This is a genomic window from Curtobacterium sp. Leaf183 (assembly GCF_001424385.1).
Taxonomy (GTDB): Bacteria; Actinomycetota; Actinomycetes; order Actinomycetales; family Microbacteriaceae; genus Curtobacterium.
Genome location: NZ_LMPO01000001.1, coordinates 628,435 through 643,822 on the forward strand (window position 1 = coordinate 628,435; position 15,388 = coordinate 643,822).

Consider the following 15,388-nt stretch of genomic DNA (forward strand, 5'->3'; position numbering starts at 1 on the left):
CACGAGCCCCCTGTGGAGGACCCGCCCCCCGGGCATGTCAGGATCGGGGCATGAGCCGAACCGTCAGCGGCGCCGAGTCCTCCGCGACCCGACTGCGCACGATGATCGCGTCCGGCGACTTCGCACCGGGGACGCAGCTGTCCGAGGAGCGCCTGAGCGACCAGCTCGGCGTCTCGCGGAACACGCTGCGCGAGGCCTTCCGCCTGCTCGCACGCGACCGGCTCGTCGAGCACGTCTTCAACCGCGGCGTCTTCGTCCGACGCCTCTCCGGGGCCGACGTCGCCGACCTCTACGCCGCGCGCCGCGTGCTCGAGGAGGCCGCGATCCGGTCGTCCACGCCGGACTCCCCCGCCCTCGCGGAGGCCGCCGGCGCCGTCCGCGCCGCGCGCGCGGCAGCCGCCGACGGCGACTGGCACATGGTCGGCACCGCCGACATCCGGTTCCACGCGGCCCTCGTGCGCGGTGTGCCGAGCGAGCGGATCTGGGGCCTGATGGACGGTCTGCTCGCGGAGATGCGCCTGGCGTTCCTCGAGACCGACGACCCCGCCACGTTCCACGCCGGGTTCGTGGACCGCAACGAGGCCATCGTCGTCGCACTCCGGACGGGCGACCGGGACGCGGCATCGGCGCTGCTCGCCGACTACCTCGACGACGCGGAGCAGACGCTGCGCTCGGCCGCCGCCCGGGACTGACGGACTGGAGGACCGGTGCCGGCCCGCGCCGCGGTCACCGGTTCCCGCACACGGGCAACGTGCGGTGCGGGTTACCGCACACCACTCTCCCAGGTGTTCCCCTGCTGACTCTGCGGGTGCCAGCATGAGCCGCCCGCCGTCCGATGCGTCCGGGCAGAGGGGAACCAACCATGAACAGGGTCGTCGTCGTCGCCGCCACCGCGGCGGCGCTCGTCCTCGGAGCAGCCGCTCCGGCGGCAGCAGCTCCCACGCAGTCGGTGCCCAGCGCACCGACGAACGTGCACGTGTCCGGGTCCGCGGACGCCGCCACCGTCACCTGGTCCGCTCCGCGTCGCAGTGCTGCGATCACCGGGTGGACCGTCACCATGAAGCCCTACGAGCAGCAGCCGGACAAGGGCGTCGACCGGCTCCCGGCCTCGGCTCGGTCCGACCGCTACGGGTACCTGACCCCCGGCGTCACCTACACGTTCACGGTGAAGGCCACGAACAGCCACGGTCGCGGGCCGGCAGTGACCGCAATGTACACGCGTCCCGCGCCGACGCCGACCACCTCCGCGCTCTTCGGGCTCGACACGGCGGGCAACGTCGTCCGGTTCCCCACCGACGGGTCGTCCACCGCGGTCACGGTCGCTCCGGACGGGGCCGGCTACACCGCGGACCACCAGGGTGACGTCTTCGTCCCCTCGGCCGACCGCACCAGCATCGTCGAGCACCCGCGCGACGGCTCGGCGGCACGCACCGTCGCGACCGGCCTGCACCTCACGCCGGACCTGCGGACGGACGACGCCGGCGACCTGTTCTGGGTCGACTCGGTCTCCGGCGCGATCACCCGACTCCCGGCCACGGGCGGCGCACCCGCCGTCGTCCCGGGCCTCGGCACCCCGGGCTCGCTGTGGGCCGTCTCCGCGAAGGGCGCCGTCGCGACGTTCCGCCACGCTTCGTCGGGTGACGTGCTCACCGTCCGGACCGCGGCGGGTGTCGTGACGACCCGCACGCTGAACGGCACGGGCCCGTTCCCGTCCGGCCGCGCCGACGCGATGGCCCTCGAGGCGGACGACGACGTCTACATCCACTCGTGGACCGTCGGCGCCTCCGGCTACAACACCTGGTACCTGCTGCCCCTCGGGGTCACGGAACCGACCAAGCTGGCGGACCGTCTCGCGTTCGAGATCGGCGCGCTGAGCAAGGACGGCTTCGTGCTCGTCGAGTCGAAGCAGTGGTGCGCCGCCCCCGCCGAGTACCCGACGCCGTGCGCGATCGACCGGTCGTTCTCCGACGAGCTCGTCCGCTCCGGCACCACGACGACCACGCACGCGGTGTCCGGCATCACCGCGGAGGACCGTGGCCCGGTCTTCGGTGTGACCGACAGCGCCGGTGACCTGTTCGCCGACATCCCCGGAGGTGCCACGCCGGGCCTCTGGCGGGTGCCGGCCGGTGGCGGGGCAGCGCAGCAGCTGTCCGTGAACCAGTTCACCCGCCTGCTCGCCGCCTGACCGCGAGCACCCGGCAGCACAGCACGCGGAACGCCCCGCCGTCACATGACCGCGGGGCGTTCTGCGTGCTGACCGGTCACGTGCCGAGCAGCGACCGGACCGCGTCGACGACGACCTGTCGACGCCGGGGCGCGGTGACGGCCTGCACCAGCGGGTCGAACTCGGCCGAGGTGGTGCTCCAGAACACGGCCAGGTGCATGACGAGCCCGAGCAGCACGGCCGGTCGGTACGAGCGGGGCAGCACACCGGCTCGTTGGGCGTGCTCGACCGCGGCGACCAGGTCGGCGTCGCGGGTGAGGATCGCTGGCAACGGCACCTCGGTCGCGCGTTCCAGCCGGTGCCACGTGAGCAGACGCGGCATCCATGGTCGTGCAACTGCGGCGTCGTGCAGCCGTCCCGCCCAGCCGGGCAGGTCGTCGACGTCCAGGGGCACCTCGGCGAGCGTCTCGGTCACCGTCCGGGTGACGAGGGCGTCGAACAGCCCTTCCTTGCTGCCGAAGTAGTGGAAGAGCTGCGCCTTGTTGCTCGCGGCGGCGGCGCCGATGCGCTCGGTCCGGGCACTCGCGAGGCCGACCGCTGCGAACTCGTCGCGTGCCGCGAGCAGCAGGCGGGCGCGCACGGCGTCGGCGGCGGGCGGCGTGAAGGTGGCCATGGCCACCACAGTAGTGAGCTGTGACGGGAGGCCCGGTGCCAGCTGGCACCGGGCCTCCCGTCATGCGTCAGGTCGTCACTCGGTGGTGGAGACCCAGTCGATCTGCAGGGTGCCGGACGCACCCCAGTTGCCGGTCTGGAACATGAAGCGGTGCGGCGTGGTCGGCACGTCGTGCGTCACGGTCTTCAGGACCGTGCCGTCGACGCTGTACGTGACGGACTTGCCGGGGACCCAGTTCACCGTGTAGGTGTGCCAGTCACGCCACGACACGTTCGTGCCGATCTGCTCGCGCTCGGCGCCGCGGCCGGGGACCATCGAGTGCTGGAAGCCGGACGGGCTCGACTCGAAGTTGCCCTCGGGGAAGTCGATCTCGCCGTCGGACCAGTTGTTCGAGGACGGCCACAGCATGAAGGCCGCGCCGTTGCCGTCGCCGCCCTCTGCCTTGGCACGGACCGAGAAGGTCCCGCCGACGTGCCCCCACGCACCGGCGGAGGTGCCGAAGGTGCCGGCCGAACCCGCACCGCCGAGGGCGACGTTCATGACGCCGTCAGCGACGGACACGGTCTTGCTCGGGGCGTAGATGCCCGAGGTGCCGTCCGGGTAGGGCTGCCACGCCTGCTTGTACAGCGACGAGACCTGGCCGAGCAGCGCCGGGGTGTTGAAGTCCTCGACGAACGAGGCGGCAGGCGGCGTCGCGGCGGAGTCCGCCTGGACCGCCGGCTGGGCGGTCACGTCGTCGGACGGCGCGGGGCTGGGGGTCGTGTCCTCGACGGGCGCCGACTCCTCGGTCGGCTCCTCGGTCGGGGTCGGTTCCTGGGTCGGGGTGGGCGACGGGTCCTCGGTGGGGGTCGGCGCCGGCGTCGGGCGGGAGTGGTGGGAGCCACCGTCCCAGCCCCACCATGCGCAGGCGTTGGCGGCGGTCGGGGCACCGACCAGCATGAGGCTTGCGGCGGCCACCGCGATCATCTTGGCGCGGCGGTTCATCGGGCGTTCCGTTCGGTGGGGGACGTCTGGGTCGTCAAGCGCAGGGACGTGCGCGTGCTTCGAGTGGAGATGTCGGGCTCCTTGAGGGGCTCGGGCGCGGGAAGCGGCATACGGAAGGGACGCGTGCAGGCGGCGGGATGCCGGTGGGTTCGGTGACGCGTCCCCCAGACATGATGCATCATGTGTGCCCCGTTTGGGGGGCGCTGCACAAATCGGCGTCTGAACTCCCGGTGTCGTCCGGCCGGCGCGCGCACGTCGCGGGCTGGCCGGACGGCACCGGTCGGCGTGCGTTTTCCGTCGGTTCGCGACCCTGTCTGGGAGGCCGACGCGCGCTGCACCGTACTGTCGACCGCGCTACTCCGTGGTCCCTAGCCGCGGATGCCCGACCCCTGGACAGGGTGGACATCGTCCGACGAACCACGTCGTACCCGACGGCGTCGTAGCGCGAGGGCGTCTGCACAGCCCCGAACACGTGGCAGGCGCCCCCGCACCCCTCGCGCGATCCCTCGCATCACCGACGGACGGGCTCGTCCGGGTCGTCGACGTCCCGCCAGTTCCCGATCACCGGGAACTCCGTGACCCGGATTCGCGCCGATCCGTAGGGCACCAGTCGCAGGTCGTCGTCCGGACCGTGGTCGAGCACCGGGCTGCCGGGCGGGACGTCCGCCTGCGCCCCGGCCGTCCTCCAGCCGGTCGCTCGCGCACCGGGTGCGTGCAGCACGACCGGTGCACCGCGCCGGCCCACGAGCGACCAGGGAGCGTCGGGGACCGTGTCGCGCGTGACCCGCCACCCGTCTGCGGCTCCGACCTCGGCGAGCGCCCAGTTCCACGATCCGCGCGGGTGGACCTCCCACTCCCCGAGGCCGGGCGCGTCCTCGTGGGACACCCACCGCTCGCCCGGGGCGTACACCATCACGAGCGGCCCGAGCCGGACCGCCGCTGCCTGGCGCTCGCGCCGGACCACCCGCGCGCGCATGGGCAGGACGAGGACGACGTCGCCGGCCGCGGACCAGTCCCGCTCCAGGGTCACGTACCCGTCCGCGGAGGCACGGGCGAGTGCGACGGCCTCGCCGCCGACCGTCAGGACCGCGTCCGTCGCCCACGCCGGGATCCGCAGGCGCAGTGCGAACGGTGCCGTCCGGTCCGTCGCCACCTGGATCGTGACGGTCTCGTCGAACGGGTACGCCGTGTCGACGACGATCGACACCGGGTCACCGTCGACGTCCGTCTCGACCGCGGACGGTGCGTACGCGACCACCCGCAACCCGTCGTCGTCGCGCAGCCACAGGTGCGCCACGAACTTCGGCCACCCCTGGTGCAGGTTCGCCGTGCAGCACCCGAAGTGCGGTTCCAGCCCGAAGATGCCGGCGTCGTCGGACGAGAAGCTCCAGTCCCGACGCGCGACGGACACCTCGACCTGGTTCGCCTGCTGGTGGTACTGGTGTCCGCGCATCTCCGGGTCGCTCGATGCCGGCAGCAGGTTGTACGCCAGGGACTCCAGCCGGTCGCCGTCCACACCTCGGCTGTACACCTGCGCGTGCACCGCGGCGGTGAACATCATCTCGACGACCTGGCAGGTCTCGATGCCCGCCGTCGCCTCGCGTCCGCCCAGCCACTCGTCGCCGGAGAACCACCCGTTGGCCTGTCCGTGCCAGCGGTCGAGCGCCCCGAAGGACGACTCCGTCCGGGCAGCGTGCCCGGCCAGGTCGTGGTCGCGGAGTGCGTCCACCGCACCGGTCTTCAGCCCCATGGCGACGTTCGGTCCGTGGGTCCGGTGCGAGAACGTACGAGCGGGCCCGGTGATCAGTCCGTCCGCCAGGTAGTCGTCCCACCGCGTGGTCTGCGCCGCGAGCAGGTCGACCAGGTCCAGCAGCCAGGCATCACCGGTCCGCTCGTACAGCCACCAGACCGACAGGGCGTTGTCGGCGCCCCGGGCACGCCCCCACGACGTCAGCGGCCGGCCGGGGAGGTGGTCGAGCTGGTGCCGGAAGTACCGTTCGAGGAACGGGGCCACCCGGTCGTCCCCGGTGGCGTCGGCGTGCTGGGTGAGCACCTTGAGGGCGACCATGCGGGGCCACCAGTCGTCGTTCCCGGCCGGTCCGAAGAACCCGTCGTCGCGCTGCGACCCGAGGATCCACTCGATCCACGGTCCGGCGAGCGCGAGCAGCGTCTCGTCGTGCAGGACGTGGGCGAGCGGGACCAGCCCGTCCAGGTAGTACGGGCCGCGCTCCCAGTTCTCGCCCGGACCACCGTGCCAGCCGCTGTCCGGACCGACGTCGGGCCAGATCGCCTCGAGCTGCCCGGTGATGTTGTCGGCCTGCAGCCGCAGCTGGTCGAGCAGCCAGCCGCGCGGGGTGATGCTGCCGAGCGGGAGCGGACGGTGCGATCGGCCCTCGGTGGTGGCGACGGTGCCGTCGGTGGTCGGGATGTCCTGGATGGTCATTTGATGGATCCTCCGATGAGACCTCGGGTGTAGTACCGCTGCAGGGCGAGGAACAGCACGACCACCGGCACGGTCGCGACGCACGCGACGGCGGTGAGGAGCCCCGGGTCGATCACCGGGACGCCGGGGATCTTGAAGGACGTGCTGATGCTCGAGAGTGCGAGCGGCAGGGTGTACTTGCTGTCGGTCGACAGGAACGTCACCGAGCTGAGCAGGTCGTTCCAGCCGGCCATGAAGCCGAACAGGGCGGTGGTGACGAGTCCGGGCCACGCCAGCGGCAGCATCACCGAGCGCAGGATGCGCCCCGTGCCGGCACCGTCGATGGCCGCGGCGTCCTCGAGCTCGGGCGGGATGCCGTCGAACGTGTTCCGCATGACGAACACCGAGAACGGCAGCTGCAGCGTCACGAGGACGAGCACCACCCCCGCGAGCGAGTCGAGCAGCCCGAGCTTGCCCAGGATGATCGACAGCGGGGTCAGCAGCCCCTGGAACGGGACGACGAGCGGCGCGAGCAGGAGCACGAACACGACCGACGAACCGCGGAACCGGATCTTCGACAGCGCGTAGGCGGCGAGCGTCGACACGAGGGCGACGAGCACGGCGACCGCGATGGCGACGACGAACGAGTTCACGATGTTCTGCCGGAGGTCCACCGAGGGGTCGAACACCTTGGCGTAGTTCCGGAGCGTGAGCGTCGCGATCGACTCGAACCCGATCCCCCGCGCGTCCGCGTCCGCCGGCAGGAACGACCGGAACAGGATGTAGACGATCGGTGCGATGAACAGCAGCGCGAGCACCGTGCCGACGGCGATGTAGGCGACGTCGCCCGCATGCACGCGACGTCGGCGTGGTGGGGTCACGCCCGGCGCGTCCGCCCGGTCCGCGGCATCCGACGTGGAGGCTCCACCCGCGCTGCGTCGGGAGGCTGCGGTCGTGCGCCCGGTGACGTCGGTCGCGCTCATCGGTCGTCCTCCGCTCCGGTCGAACGCAGCGCCCGCAGCTGGACGACCGCGATGGCGAGGATGATCACGGTGAGGATCATCGACAGGGCGGCGCCGTACCCGAGGTCGTAGCGGACGAAGGACTGCTGGTACGTGTACATGACCGTCGTGGTGGTGGCCCCGCTCGGACCGCCCTTCGTCAGCACGTAGAACTGGTCGAAGACGAGGATCGAGCCGGACACCGCGAGCAGCAGGCACAGCGCGAACTGCCGCCGGACCAGCGGGAAGACGACGGACCCCTCTCGCCGCCACCACCCGGCGCCGTCGATCTTGGACGCCTCGATCACCTCGGTCGGCACGGCCTGCATGCCGGCCATCAGCAGGATCATCGCGACGCCCATCGACTTCCACACCGTCAGGACGATGACCGCCCAGAACGCCGGGCCGGGCGCCGTGAACCACGCGGTGTCACCGTCGGTCAGCCCGACGGACCGCAGGAGCACGTTGATCACGCCCGTGCCGGGGACGAGCAGCACGTTCGCCATGTAGGCCGCCGCGGTGAAGCCGATGACGACCGGCATGAAGAACGCGGTCCTGACGAACGACACGAACCGGCCCTCGCCGCGGACCATCGTCGCCGCCGCGTAGCTCACGGCCATCCCGAGCGGCACCGCCACGACGGTGAACAGCAGTGAGAAGACGAGCGAGCGCCAGAAGGCCGCGTCCTGGAACGCCTGCGTGTAGTTCGCGACGCCCGCCAGGCTGACCTTGCCGAGCAGCGGCCAGTTCGAGAACGACATCCCGACGAGCAGCACCATCGGCACGACGAAGAACACGAGCGCGAGGACGAGGGCGGGGGCGACCAGCACCCACGCCAGCGTCTGTCGGCGACGGCTCCCGGCACGCGGCCGGGACCGCGTGGTCCCGGCCGCGGCCCCGGCGAGCGCCGTGGACGTGACGGCTGTCACTGTCCGACCTGGCTGTACGCCTGCTCGATGAGCGAGTTCGCCTGCTTCTCGGCGCTCGCCAGGGCGGTGGACGCGTCGGCCCCCTGGAAGATCACCTTCTGGGACTGCTGCGCCCATGGGCCGTTCGGGTCGTTGATGACCGCGTTGTACGCGATGCTCTTCGGCAGCTTGCCGATCGCCAGCGTGTCGACGATGTCCTTCGACCAGTCGTCCGTCGCCAGGGTCTTCGCCACGGTCAGGTCGGGTGCGATCCAGCCCTGCGACAGGTCGATCTGCGCCGCCTGCTTCGAGCTGACGAGCCACTTCATGAGCGCCCACGCACCGTCGGCGTTCTTCGCCCCCGCGGTCATGCCGATCTCGTCACCGCCGAGGAACGAGCCCGAGCCGCCGTCCACGCCGGGGATGCCGACCGCGCTGCCGAAGTCGGCCTTCTTCGCGGTGAGCGTGTTCGCCCCGCCGAACACGATGCCGACCTTGCCGTTCAGCGCGTTCTCCTGCCCGACGTTGCCCGGGTCCTGGTTCGGCTGGTCGGTCTTCTGCATCAGGCCGGACTTCCACATGTCCTGGTACCAGTCGACCATGCCGACGAGCGCGTCGCTCGTGAACTCCGCCTTCTGGTTCTTGCCCGCGGCGGTGAGCACGGTGCCGCTCTTCGCCCACGAGCTCGGGAACCCGGTCCACGCCTGCCCGACGCCGCCCAGGGTCGAGAACCCGGAGACCCCGCCGCCGAGCGCCTGGATCTTCTCGGCCGCGGCCTTGACCTCGGCGAGGGACGTCGGCGGCTTCGTCGGGTCGAGCCCCGCCTTGGTGAACAGCGACTTGTTCCAGAACATCTGCGACCCGGTGAGCGCGACCGGCAGGGCGTAGTTCTTGCCGTCGAGCGTGCCGATCTCGACACCGGCCGGGGCGAGGTCGTCCGTGTTCGACAGCTTCGCCACCCGGTCCGTGACGTCGGCGAGCAGGCCCTGGGTCGCGAGCAGCGGCGTGTTGACGATGTCGTAGCTGACCAGGTCGGGCACCGACCCGGCCCGGGCCGAGTTCGCCAGCTTCGTGAGGTACTGGTCGGCCTGGATCGTGGAGATCTTCACCGTGACGTCGGGGTGCGCCTTCTCGTACGCCTTGACCTGGTCGGACAGGTCGACGCCCCCGTCGCGCTGCCACAGCGTGACGGTGCCCTTCGCGGCACCACCGCCGTCGGCTGTGCCGCTCGAGGAACACCCTGCCAAGCCGAGTGCGGCGACCGTGAGGGCGGCCACCAGGGTCGCGCTCCGCCGGATCGTGGATGTCTTCATCGTCATCTCCAAGTCGCTCCTTGCCGCAGCGTTGCGGCAAGCTTTGCTGTGTTTGCCGACGCTAGAGCGCCGCGAAACGCGTGTCAATGCTTGACGACCGAATCGTGATGCGGCAAGGTTTGCCGAGTGCCGTCCGACCGGACGGAGCGCGGACCGCATCACGAGGAGGACAGCGTGGTCAACCGTCGAGAGGTGACCCTCGCCGACGTCGCCGCCCAGACCGGGGTCTCGGTCGGCACGGTGTCCAAGGTCCTGAACGGGCGGGGGCAGATCGCCGAGGCGACCCGTCAGCGTGTGGCAGCGGTGGCGACCGCCCTGGGACTGACCGTGCGCGCCGAGACGCGGGTCGATCCTCCCGGCCGGTCCTTCCTGGTCGGCGTGCTGTCGACGGACGCGTACGGACGGTTCACCATCCCGATCCTGACGGGCGCCGAGGACACCTTCGGGCCCGGCGAGGTCTCGATGCTGCTCGCCGAGAGTCGCGGCGACCCGATCCGCGAAGCCCACTACGTGCAGACGTTCCTCAAGCAACGCGTCGACGGGATCGTCGTGACCGGGCGCTCGAGCGACCCGCGCCCGTCGATCACCGAACTGCTGGGCGTGCCCGCCGTGTACGCACTCGCGCCGTCCCTCGACCCCCGGGACGTCTCGATCGTGCCGGATGACGAAGCCGGTGCCGCTCGGGCGATCGACCACATGCTCGGGTCCGGACGCCGCTCCATCGCGGTGGTCTCCGGTGCCCGGCGCCACACCGCCAGCTCGCACCGTGTCGACAGCGCCAAGCGGGCGATCGCCGCCGCGGGTGCCACGCTCGCCGGCGGGGACGCGCTCTACGGCGAGTGGAGCGAACGCTGGGGCTACGAGGCGGCGACACGGCTGCTCGCGACGGACTTCGACGGTGTGTTCTGCACGAGTGACCAGATCGCCCGCGGCGTGGTCGACTGCCTGCGTGACGCCGGCGTGTCCGTCCCCACCCAGGTCGGCGTCGTCGGCGTCGACAACTGGAGCGTCATCACCGACGCGGCACGGCCGAGCATCACGTCGGTGGACCTCAACCTGCGCGAGGTCGGGCGCCAGGCCGCGGCCCTGCTCATGCAGATGATCCAGGACCAGGCGGTCCCGGGCGGGGTCCGCACCGCCGAGTGCTTCCTGGTGCCGAGGCAGTCGACGTGAGCGAGCCGGACCGGGCTCCCGCCAGGAGCGAGCCGGACCGGATACTCGCCGCGGCCGGTCTTCCGTCGGACGGCCCCTGGGCGCGGAAGAGCGGATGGGTCAGCCGCGCCTGGATCGGAGACCGGGTCGTGGTCCGCGTCGGCGGCGCACAGGCGGCCGACGCCTACCGACACGAGGCCGCCGTGGTCCCCCTGCTGCCGCCGGACGTGCCACACGCGCCGTACCTGGGCAGCGGGGACGGACCAGACGGCGCCTGGTACGTCTCCGGTCGACTCCCCGGCCAGTTGCTGCACGATGCGTGGCCGTCGGCGTCCGTCGGCCAGCGTCGTGCGCTCGTGCACGACCTGGGCACGGCACTCCGGGCGCTCCACCGTGTGCCGGCACCGGCAGGACTCCAGCCGCCCTGGTTGGCCGACGCGCTCGACGGCCCGCACGACGTCTGGCCCGCCTACCACCCGCCCGTCGTGGCGGTGGCACCGACCCTCGTCGACGACGCGCGACGGGTGCCCGGTCACGACGCGCGGCTGCTCGACGCCGTCGGACGGTGGATCGGGGAACGCTTGCCCCTGTTCGCCGACGACGAGCTGGTCCTGGTGCACGGGGACCTGCACGGCTCGAACCTCGTCGTCGAGGACGACCCGGTGTCCGGGCCGGCCGTGTCGGGGCTGATCGACTTCGCCGAGACGATCGCCGCGCCCGCCGACGTCGAGCTCGACACGATCCTGCGCTGGTGCGCCCGTCCGTCGGAGTTCCCGCCGACGCCGGACGCGCAGGGCCTCGACCCGGCAACGCTCGCGGCGGTGCCGGAGTGGTTGCGCGAGGCCTACCCGGAGCTGTTCGCGCGGGCGGACCTCCGGGCGCGGCTCGAGTTCTGCGACATGTGGGTGGAGCTGGCGATCGCGGCGCACCACCCGGAGAGCGCGGTGCGGGACCTCGCCGCGGGACGGATGACCGGCCTGCTCGAGGGCCGGAGCCACCTCCATGCGTTCCCGGTGCTGGAGCGCGATCGACGGTGATCGAGATCCGCGCGCGTCGGGTCGCACCGTGCAGACCGAGCCGCGCGACTGGTTCCTCGCCCGCGACAAACGCGGGAACACCGCGACGGACGTCCGTGCCGGCAGGGACGACGGCCTGGCTTGACGCCTCCGTGGCACGACCACGTTCTGATCCGGCTCGCCTGCACCGGGAGGCCCGTTCTGCGGTCTGAGCGCACCCCGGCGCTGACCGCGGGGGTCCACGCAACGAGCACGCTCGGTGACGAATCCGGTCGGCAGATCCCGCGGTTCGCGCACCTCATTCGTCATCCCCCAGAACGAAGTCGTCCGCCCGGCCGCGGGGTTGTTGCGCGGGCCGCCGACATCGCCGCGTCGGGGCCGCAACCGCGCACGTTTCCGCCGGAAAGTGGGCGAATTGCGTCGCCGCTTGCTCATTAGGATTCCGTCAGGACCAGCCACCGGGCCCGGTCCTCCTGCTTCCGCAGCAGCCCAACGACGGGAGGTTCGACATGTCGCAGTTCGTCCACGCCCACACGCAGGACGCCATCGTCGGTGAACCCGAGGTCGTCGAGGACCGCGCGACGGAGCAGGACCGCACCGTCCGTCAGGTCGCCACGCATCCCGGCTGGCTCCGTCTGAAGGACGCCGTCGTGGCGTTCCGTGCGCTGCAGGCGCAGGACGGCTCAGTACCGGACCAGGCGGACCACCGGGCGGCCGCGGAACACGTGGCCACGATCCTCCCGGCGATCGCCGAACTGGCCCCGCACTTCCCGCACGACGCGGCGTACCTCGCCGCCCTGCAGCGCGACTTCGCGCGATGGGAACAGCAGGGGTTCGGTGTCCCGGACTTCCTCGACGCGCTGAACGCCTTCCAGCCGCAGCAGCACCGCGTCGACGGCCTCGGCCACCTGGTCGTCTTCCCGATGGTCACGCAGAACGGCAGCTCGAGTCGGCTGCTCGAGGCGGTCCTGGTGGAGACGATCTGGCCCGAGTTCATCGCCGAGCTCGAGGCCGGCGACCACGGCAACGCGCTGTTCGTCGCGCTGCGCTTCGTCGACTTCACCCCCGGCTACGACACCAACTCCGCGGTGCTGTTCCCCGAGACGGTCGCGATGCGCGAGGTCCCGGCGTTCACCTGGGGCGCGATCTTCCAGGACCGCGAGGCCGCCCGCTACCGCCGGGTGGTCCGTGCGGCAGCGGCGATCACCAAGCTCGACCTGCCCGACGACGCCGCCGCGATGCTCGACGACCAGGAGCTGACCGAGCGGGTGTTCATGATGTGGGACATCATCCACGACCGCTCGCACATGCGCGGTGACCTGCCGTTCGACCCGTTCATGATCAAGCAGCGGATGCCCTTCTTCCTGTACTCGCTCGAGGAGCTGCGCTGCGACCTGACGGCGTTCCGCGAGTCGGTGCGCCTGGACCGGACCCTGTCGGCGATGCCGGACAACGAGCTGTCGGCGGCGCAGCGGGAGATCCGCGACCACGCGCGGCTGGTGCAGTACGCGGTGGTCTTCGACCGCATCTTCCGCTTCGCGATCACCGGCAGCCGCGTCCGCAACTACGACGGGCTCGGCGGCCAGCTGCTGTTCGCGTGGATGCACCAGCACGGTGTCCTGCACTGGACGGACACGCAGCTCACGATCGACTGGGACGCGGTGCCGGACGTCATCATCGCGCTCAGCGACCAGATCAACGAGCTGTACTGGCGGTCGATCGACCGGCCGAAGTCGGCGCACTGGCTCGCCGCGTACGCGATGGTGAGCCAGACGCTCACGCCGCACCCGGCCTCCCGGTGGGCCGCCGGCCTGCCGAGCGAGACGCTCGCCGGACCGCCGAAGGGCTACACCGACGCGGTGCTGGACGACGAGTTCCCGCTGTCGATGTTCTACGAGGCGCTCAACAAGAAGATGGCCGCGGTGATCGCGTCGACGGCCGGGATCACCGGCGCGTCACCCGACGCCGCCGCTTCCGCTCGCGTCGCGGACGCCGCGTGAGCGGTCGTTCCGTCGCCGGTCGGCTGGTGCTGATCGCGGGAGCGACCAGTGCCAGCGGCGCGGCCGTCGCGCGGGCGCTCACCGCCGCCGGTGCGACGGTCGTCGCCGTCGGCACCCGACACGACGCCCTGGAGGCCCTGGCTGCGTCCGTCCCGGGCGTCACCACCCACGCGTGCGACCTCGCCGACCTCGGTGCGGTCACCGCGTTGGCGGCGACGGTCCACGACGCCCACGGCCCGGTCGACGGGCTGGTCCACCTGGTCGGTGGGTGGCGCGGTGGCGGTGGGCTCGCCGGACAGTCCGACGAGGACTGGGACTTCTTCGACCGCGGCTTCCGCACCCTGCGCAACACGACCCGGGTGTTCAACCCCGACCTCGTCGCTTCGCCAGCGGGACGACTCGTGACCGTGTCGTCCACGGCGGTCGACTCCCCCACCGTCGGGGGCGCGAACTACGCCGCCGCGAAGGCCGCTGCCGACACCTGGGTCCGTGCCGTGGCCCAGGGCTTCCGGAAGGACGCACCGGCCTCGGCAGCAGCCGCGATCGTCGTCGTCCGCGCGCTCGACGGACTCGAGGACCAGCTCGGCGACGAGGTCGTCCGGCTCTGGGACGCCCCACCAGACACGCTCAACGGCACCCGCATCCCCCTTCCCCACGTCTCCCGAGGATGATGAACCCGTGACTCTCCAACTCCACGACCTCGACCTGCGGGGCTTCGCCTCGGACAACTACGCCGGGGTCCACCCCGAGGTCCTCGAGGCGATCGCCGCCGCGAACCAGGGACACCAGATCGCCTACGGCGAGGACGTCTACACGGCACGCCTGCAGGACGTCATCACGGCGCACTTCGGGTCGCATGCCCAGGCCTTCCCGGTCTTCAACGGCACCGGCGCGAACGTCGTCGGCCTGCAGTCGATGCTGCCGCGATGGGGCGCGGTCGTGTGCACCTCGACCGCGCACATCCACACCGACGAGGCCGGAGCACCCGAGCGGGTCGCCGGCATCAAGCTGCTCACCGTCGACGCCCCGGACGGCAAGCTCACCCCGGACCTGATCGACAAAGAGGCGTGGGGCTGGGGCGACGAGCACCGCCCCCAGCCGCTCGTGGTGTCGATCACCCAGACCACCGAGCTCGGCACGGCCTACTCCGTCGACGAGATCCGGGCGATCGCGGACCACATCCACCCGCTCGGCATGACCCTGCACATGGACGGCGCCCGCATCTCGAACGCCGCCGCCAGCCTCGGACTGCCGCTCCGCGACTTCACCACGGACGCCGGCGTCGACGTGCTGAGCTTCGGTGGGACGAAGAACGGGATGCTCTACGGCGAGGCGATCGTCGTGCTGAACCCCGATGCATCCGAGGGACTGCACTACCTGCGGAAGATGAACATGCAGCTGTCGTCGAAGATGCGGTTCGTGTCGGCGCAGCTCATCGCCCTGCTGACCGACGACCTGTACCTGCGGTCGGCCTCGCACGCGAACGCCATGGCCGCCCGACTGCGCGGTGCGCTCGAGGCGGGGCTCGCCGACGGCAGCATCGAGGGCGTCGGCTTCAGCCAGGAGACCCAGGCGAACGGGGTGTTCGCGACGCTGCCCGCCGGCGTGGCCGATCGGCTGCGCGAGCACTTCCGGTTCTACGACTGGGACGCCTCGCGGAACGAGGTGCGGTGGATGTGCTCGTTCGACACCTCCGAACAGGACATCGACGCGTTCGTGGCGGCGTTGGCGCGGGAGGTCGCGGCGGTCTGACCA

General features: G+C 71.6%; 13 protein-coding genes. 7 read left to right on the plus strand and 6 right to left on the minus strand.

All coding sequences use genetic code 11. The features are described from left to right. Positions 1-50: 50 nt before the first annotated feature. Positions 51-692: a GntR family transcriptional regulator gene (locus tag ASG04_RS02950; protein ID WP_056119906.1), complete on the plus strand. Its 642-nt coding sequence runs from the start codon at positions 51-53 to the stop codon at positions 690-692. A gap of 170 nt (positions 693-862) precedes the next feature. After that, positions 863-2,185, plus strand: coding sequence for a fibronectin type III domain-containing protein (locus ASG04_RS02955; RefSeq protein WP_056119909.1), 1,323 nt, complete (start codon positions 863-865; stop codon positions 2,183-2,185). A gap of 76 nt (positions 2,186-2,261) precedes the next feature. Here ASG04_RS02955 and ASG04_RS02960 read toward each other — a convergent pair whose 3' ends face one another. The 6 genes from ASG04_RS02960 to ASG04_RS02985 form a co-directional block, all read right to left on the minus strand. Then, a complete protein-coding gene (locus ASG04_RS02960) occupies positions 2,262-2,837 on the minus strand; it encodes a TetR family transcriptional regulator (RefSeq protein ID WP_056119912.1) in 576 nt (191 codons plus the stop codon). Between the two features lie 75 nt (positions 2,838-2,912). Beyond that, positions 2,913-3,821, minus strand: a complete 909-nt coding sequence (locus tag ASG04_RS17690; RefSeq protein WP_056119915.1) for a glycoside hydrolase family 16 protein — start codon at positions 3,819-3,821, stop codon at positions 2,913-2,915. A gap of 511 nt (positions 3,822-4,332) precedes the next feature. Further along, positions 4,333-6,264 (minus strand): beta-L-arabinofuranosidase domain-containing protein, encoded by a 1,932-nt coding sequence (locus ASG04_RS02970; protein ID WP_056119918.1) that lies wholly within the window; start codon positions 6,262-6,264, stop codon positions 4,333-4,335. Continuing rightward, the gene (locus tag ASG04_RS02975) at positions 6,261-7,226 is read right to left on the minus strand and encodes a carbohydrate ABC transporter permease (protein WP_056119921.1); all 966 of its coding nucleotides are present in this window, start codon (positions 7,224-7,226) and stop codon (positions 6,261-6,263) included. The genes ASG04_RS02970 and ASG04_RS02975 overlap by 4 nt, the downstream gene beginning before the upstream one ends. Next, the gene (locus ASG04_RS02980; protein ID WP_056119923.1) at positions 7,223-8,173 is read right to left on the minus strand and encodes a carbohydrate ABC transporter permease; all 951 of its coding nucleotides are present in this window, start codon (positions 8,171-8,173) and stop codon (positions 7,223-7,225) included. Before ASG04_RS02980 ends, ASG04_RS02975 begins: the two co-directional genes overlap by 4 nt. Continuing rightward, positions 8,170-9,471 (minus strand): ABC transporter substrate-binding protein, encoded by a 1,302-nt coding sequence (locus ASG04_RS02985; protein WP_056119926.1) that lies wholly within the window; start codon positions 9,469-9,471, stop codon positions 8,170-8,172. Before ASG04_RS02985 ends, ASG04_RS02980 begins: the two co-directional genes overlap by 4 nt. Before the next feature lie 168 nt (positions 9,472-9,639). Here ASG04_RS02985 and ASG04_RS02990 point away from each other — a divergent pair, with 168 nt between their 5' ends. The 5 genes from ASG04_RS02990 to ASG04_RS03010 all read left to right on the plus strand — a co-directional run bounded on the left by ASG04_RS02990 (position 9,640) and on the right by ASG04_RS03010 (position 15,385). Continuing rightward, positions 9,640-10,638, plus strand: coding sequence for a LacI family DNA-binding transcriptional regulator (locus ASG04_RS02990; protein WP_162241682.1), 999 nt, complete (start codon positions 9,640-9,642; stop codon positions 10,636-10,638). Next, positions 10,635-11,654: a phosphotransferase family protein gene (locus ASG04_RS02995; protein ID WP_056119931.1), complete on the plus strand. Its 1,020-nt coding sequence runs from the start codon at positions 10,635-10,637 to the stop codon at positions 11,652-11,654. The genes ASG04_RS02990 and ASG04_RS02995 overlap by 4 nt, the downstream gene beginning before the upstream one ends. Before the next feature lie 488 nt (positions 11,655-12,142). After that, positions 12,143-13,633: a DUF6421 family protein gene (locus ASG04_RS03000; protein ID WP_056119932.1), complete on the plus strand. Its 1,491-nt coding sequence runs from the start codon at positions 12,143-12,145 to the stop codon at positions 13,631-13,633. Then, entirely contained in the window at positions 13,630-14,304 is a 675-nt protein-coding gene (locus ASG04_RS03005) for an SDR family NAD(P)-dependent oxidoreductase (protein ID WP_056119934.1), read from the plus strand. The genes ASG04_RS03000 and ASG04_RS03005 overlap by 4 nt, the downstream gene beginning before the upstream one ends. A gap of 7 nt (positions 14,305-14,311) precedes the next feature. Then, complete coding sequence (locus ASG04_RS03010) at positions 14,312-15,385, plus strand: threonine aldolase family protein (RefSeq protein WP_056119936.1); 1,074 nt, start codon at positions 14,312-14,314, stop codon at positions 15,383-15,385. Positions 15,386-15,388: the final 3 nt, after the last annotated feature.

What these genes read in the sequence shown, in the direction of transcription:
- ASG04_RS02950 (WP_056119906.1), top strand. Translation starts at nt 51, where the DNA reads ATGAGCCGAACCGTCAGCGGCGCCGAGTCCTCCGCGACCCGACTGCGC.
- ASG04_RS02960 (WP_056119912.1), bottom strand. Translation starts at nt 2,837, where the DNA reads ATGGCCACCTTCACGCCGCCCGCCGCCGACGCCGTGCGCGCCCGCCTG.
- ASG04_RS02970 (WP_056119918.1), bottom strand. Translation starts at nt 6,264, where the DNA reads ATGACCATCCAGGACATCCCGACCACCGACGGCACCGTCGCCACCACC.
- ASG04_RS03000 (WP_056119932.1), top strand. Translation starts at nt 12,143, where the DNA reads ATGTCGCAGTTCGTCCACGCCCACACGCAGGACGCCATCGTCGGTGAA.
- ASG04_RS17690 (WP_056119915.1), bottom strand. Translation starts at nt 3,821, where the DNA reads ATGAACCGCCGCGCCAAGATGATCGCGGTGGCCGCCGCAAGCCTCATG.
- ASG04_RS02975 (WP_056119921.1), bottom strand. Translation starts at nt 7,226, where the DNA reads ATGAGCGCGACCGACGTCACCGGGCGCACGACCGCAGCCTCCCGACGC.
- ASG04_RS02985 (WP_056119926.1), bottom strand. Translation starts at nt 9,471, where the DNA reads ATGACGATGAAGACATCCACGATCCGGCGGAGCGCGACCCTGGTGGCC.
- ASG04_RS02955 (WP_056119909.1), top strand. Translation starts at nt 863, where the DNA reads ATGAACAGGGTCGTCGTCGTCGCCGCCACCGCGGCGGCGCTCGTCCTC.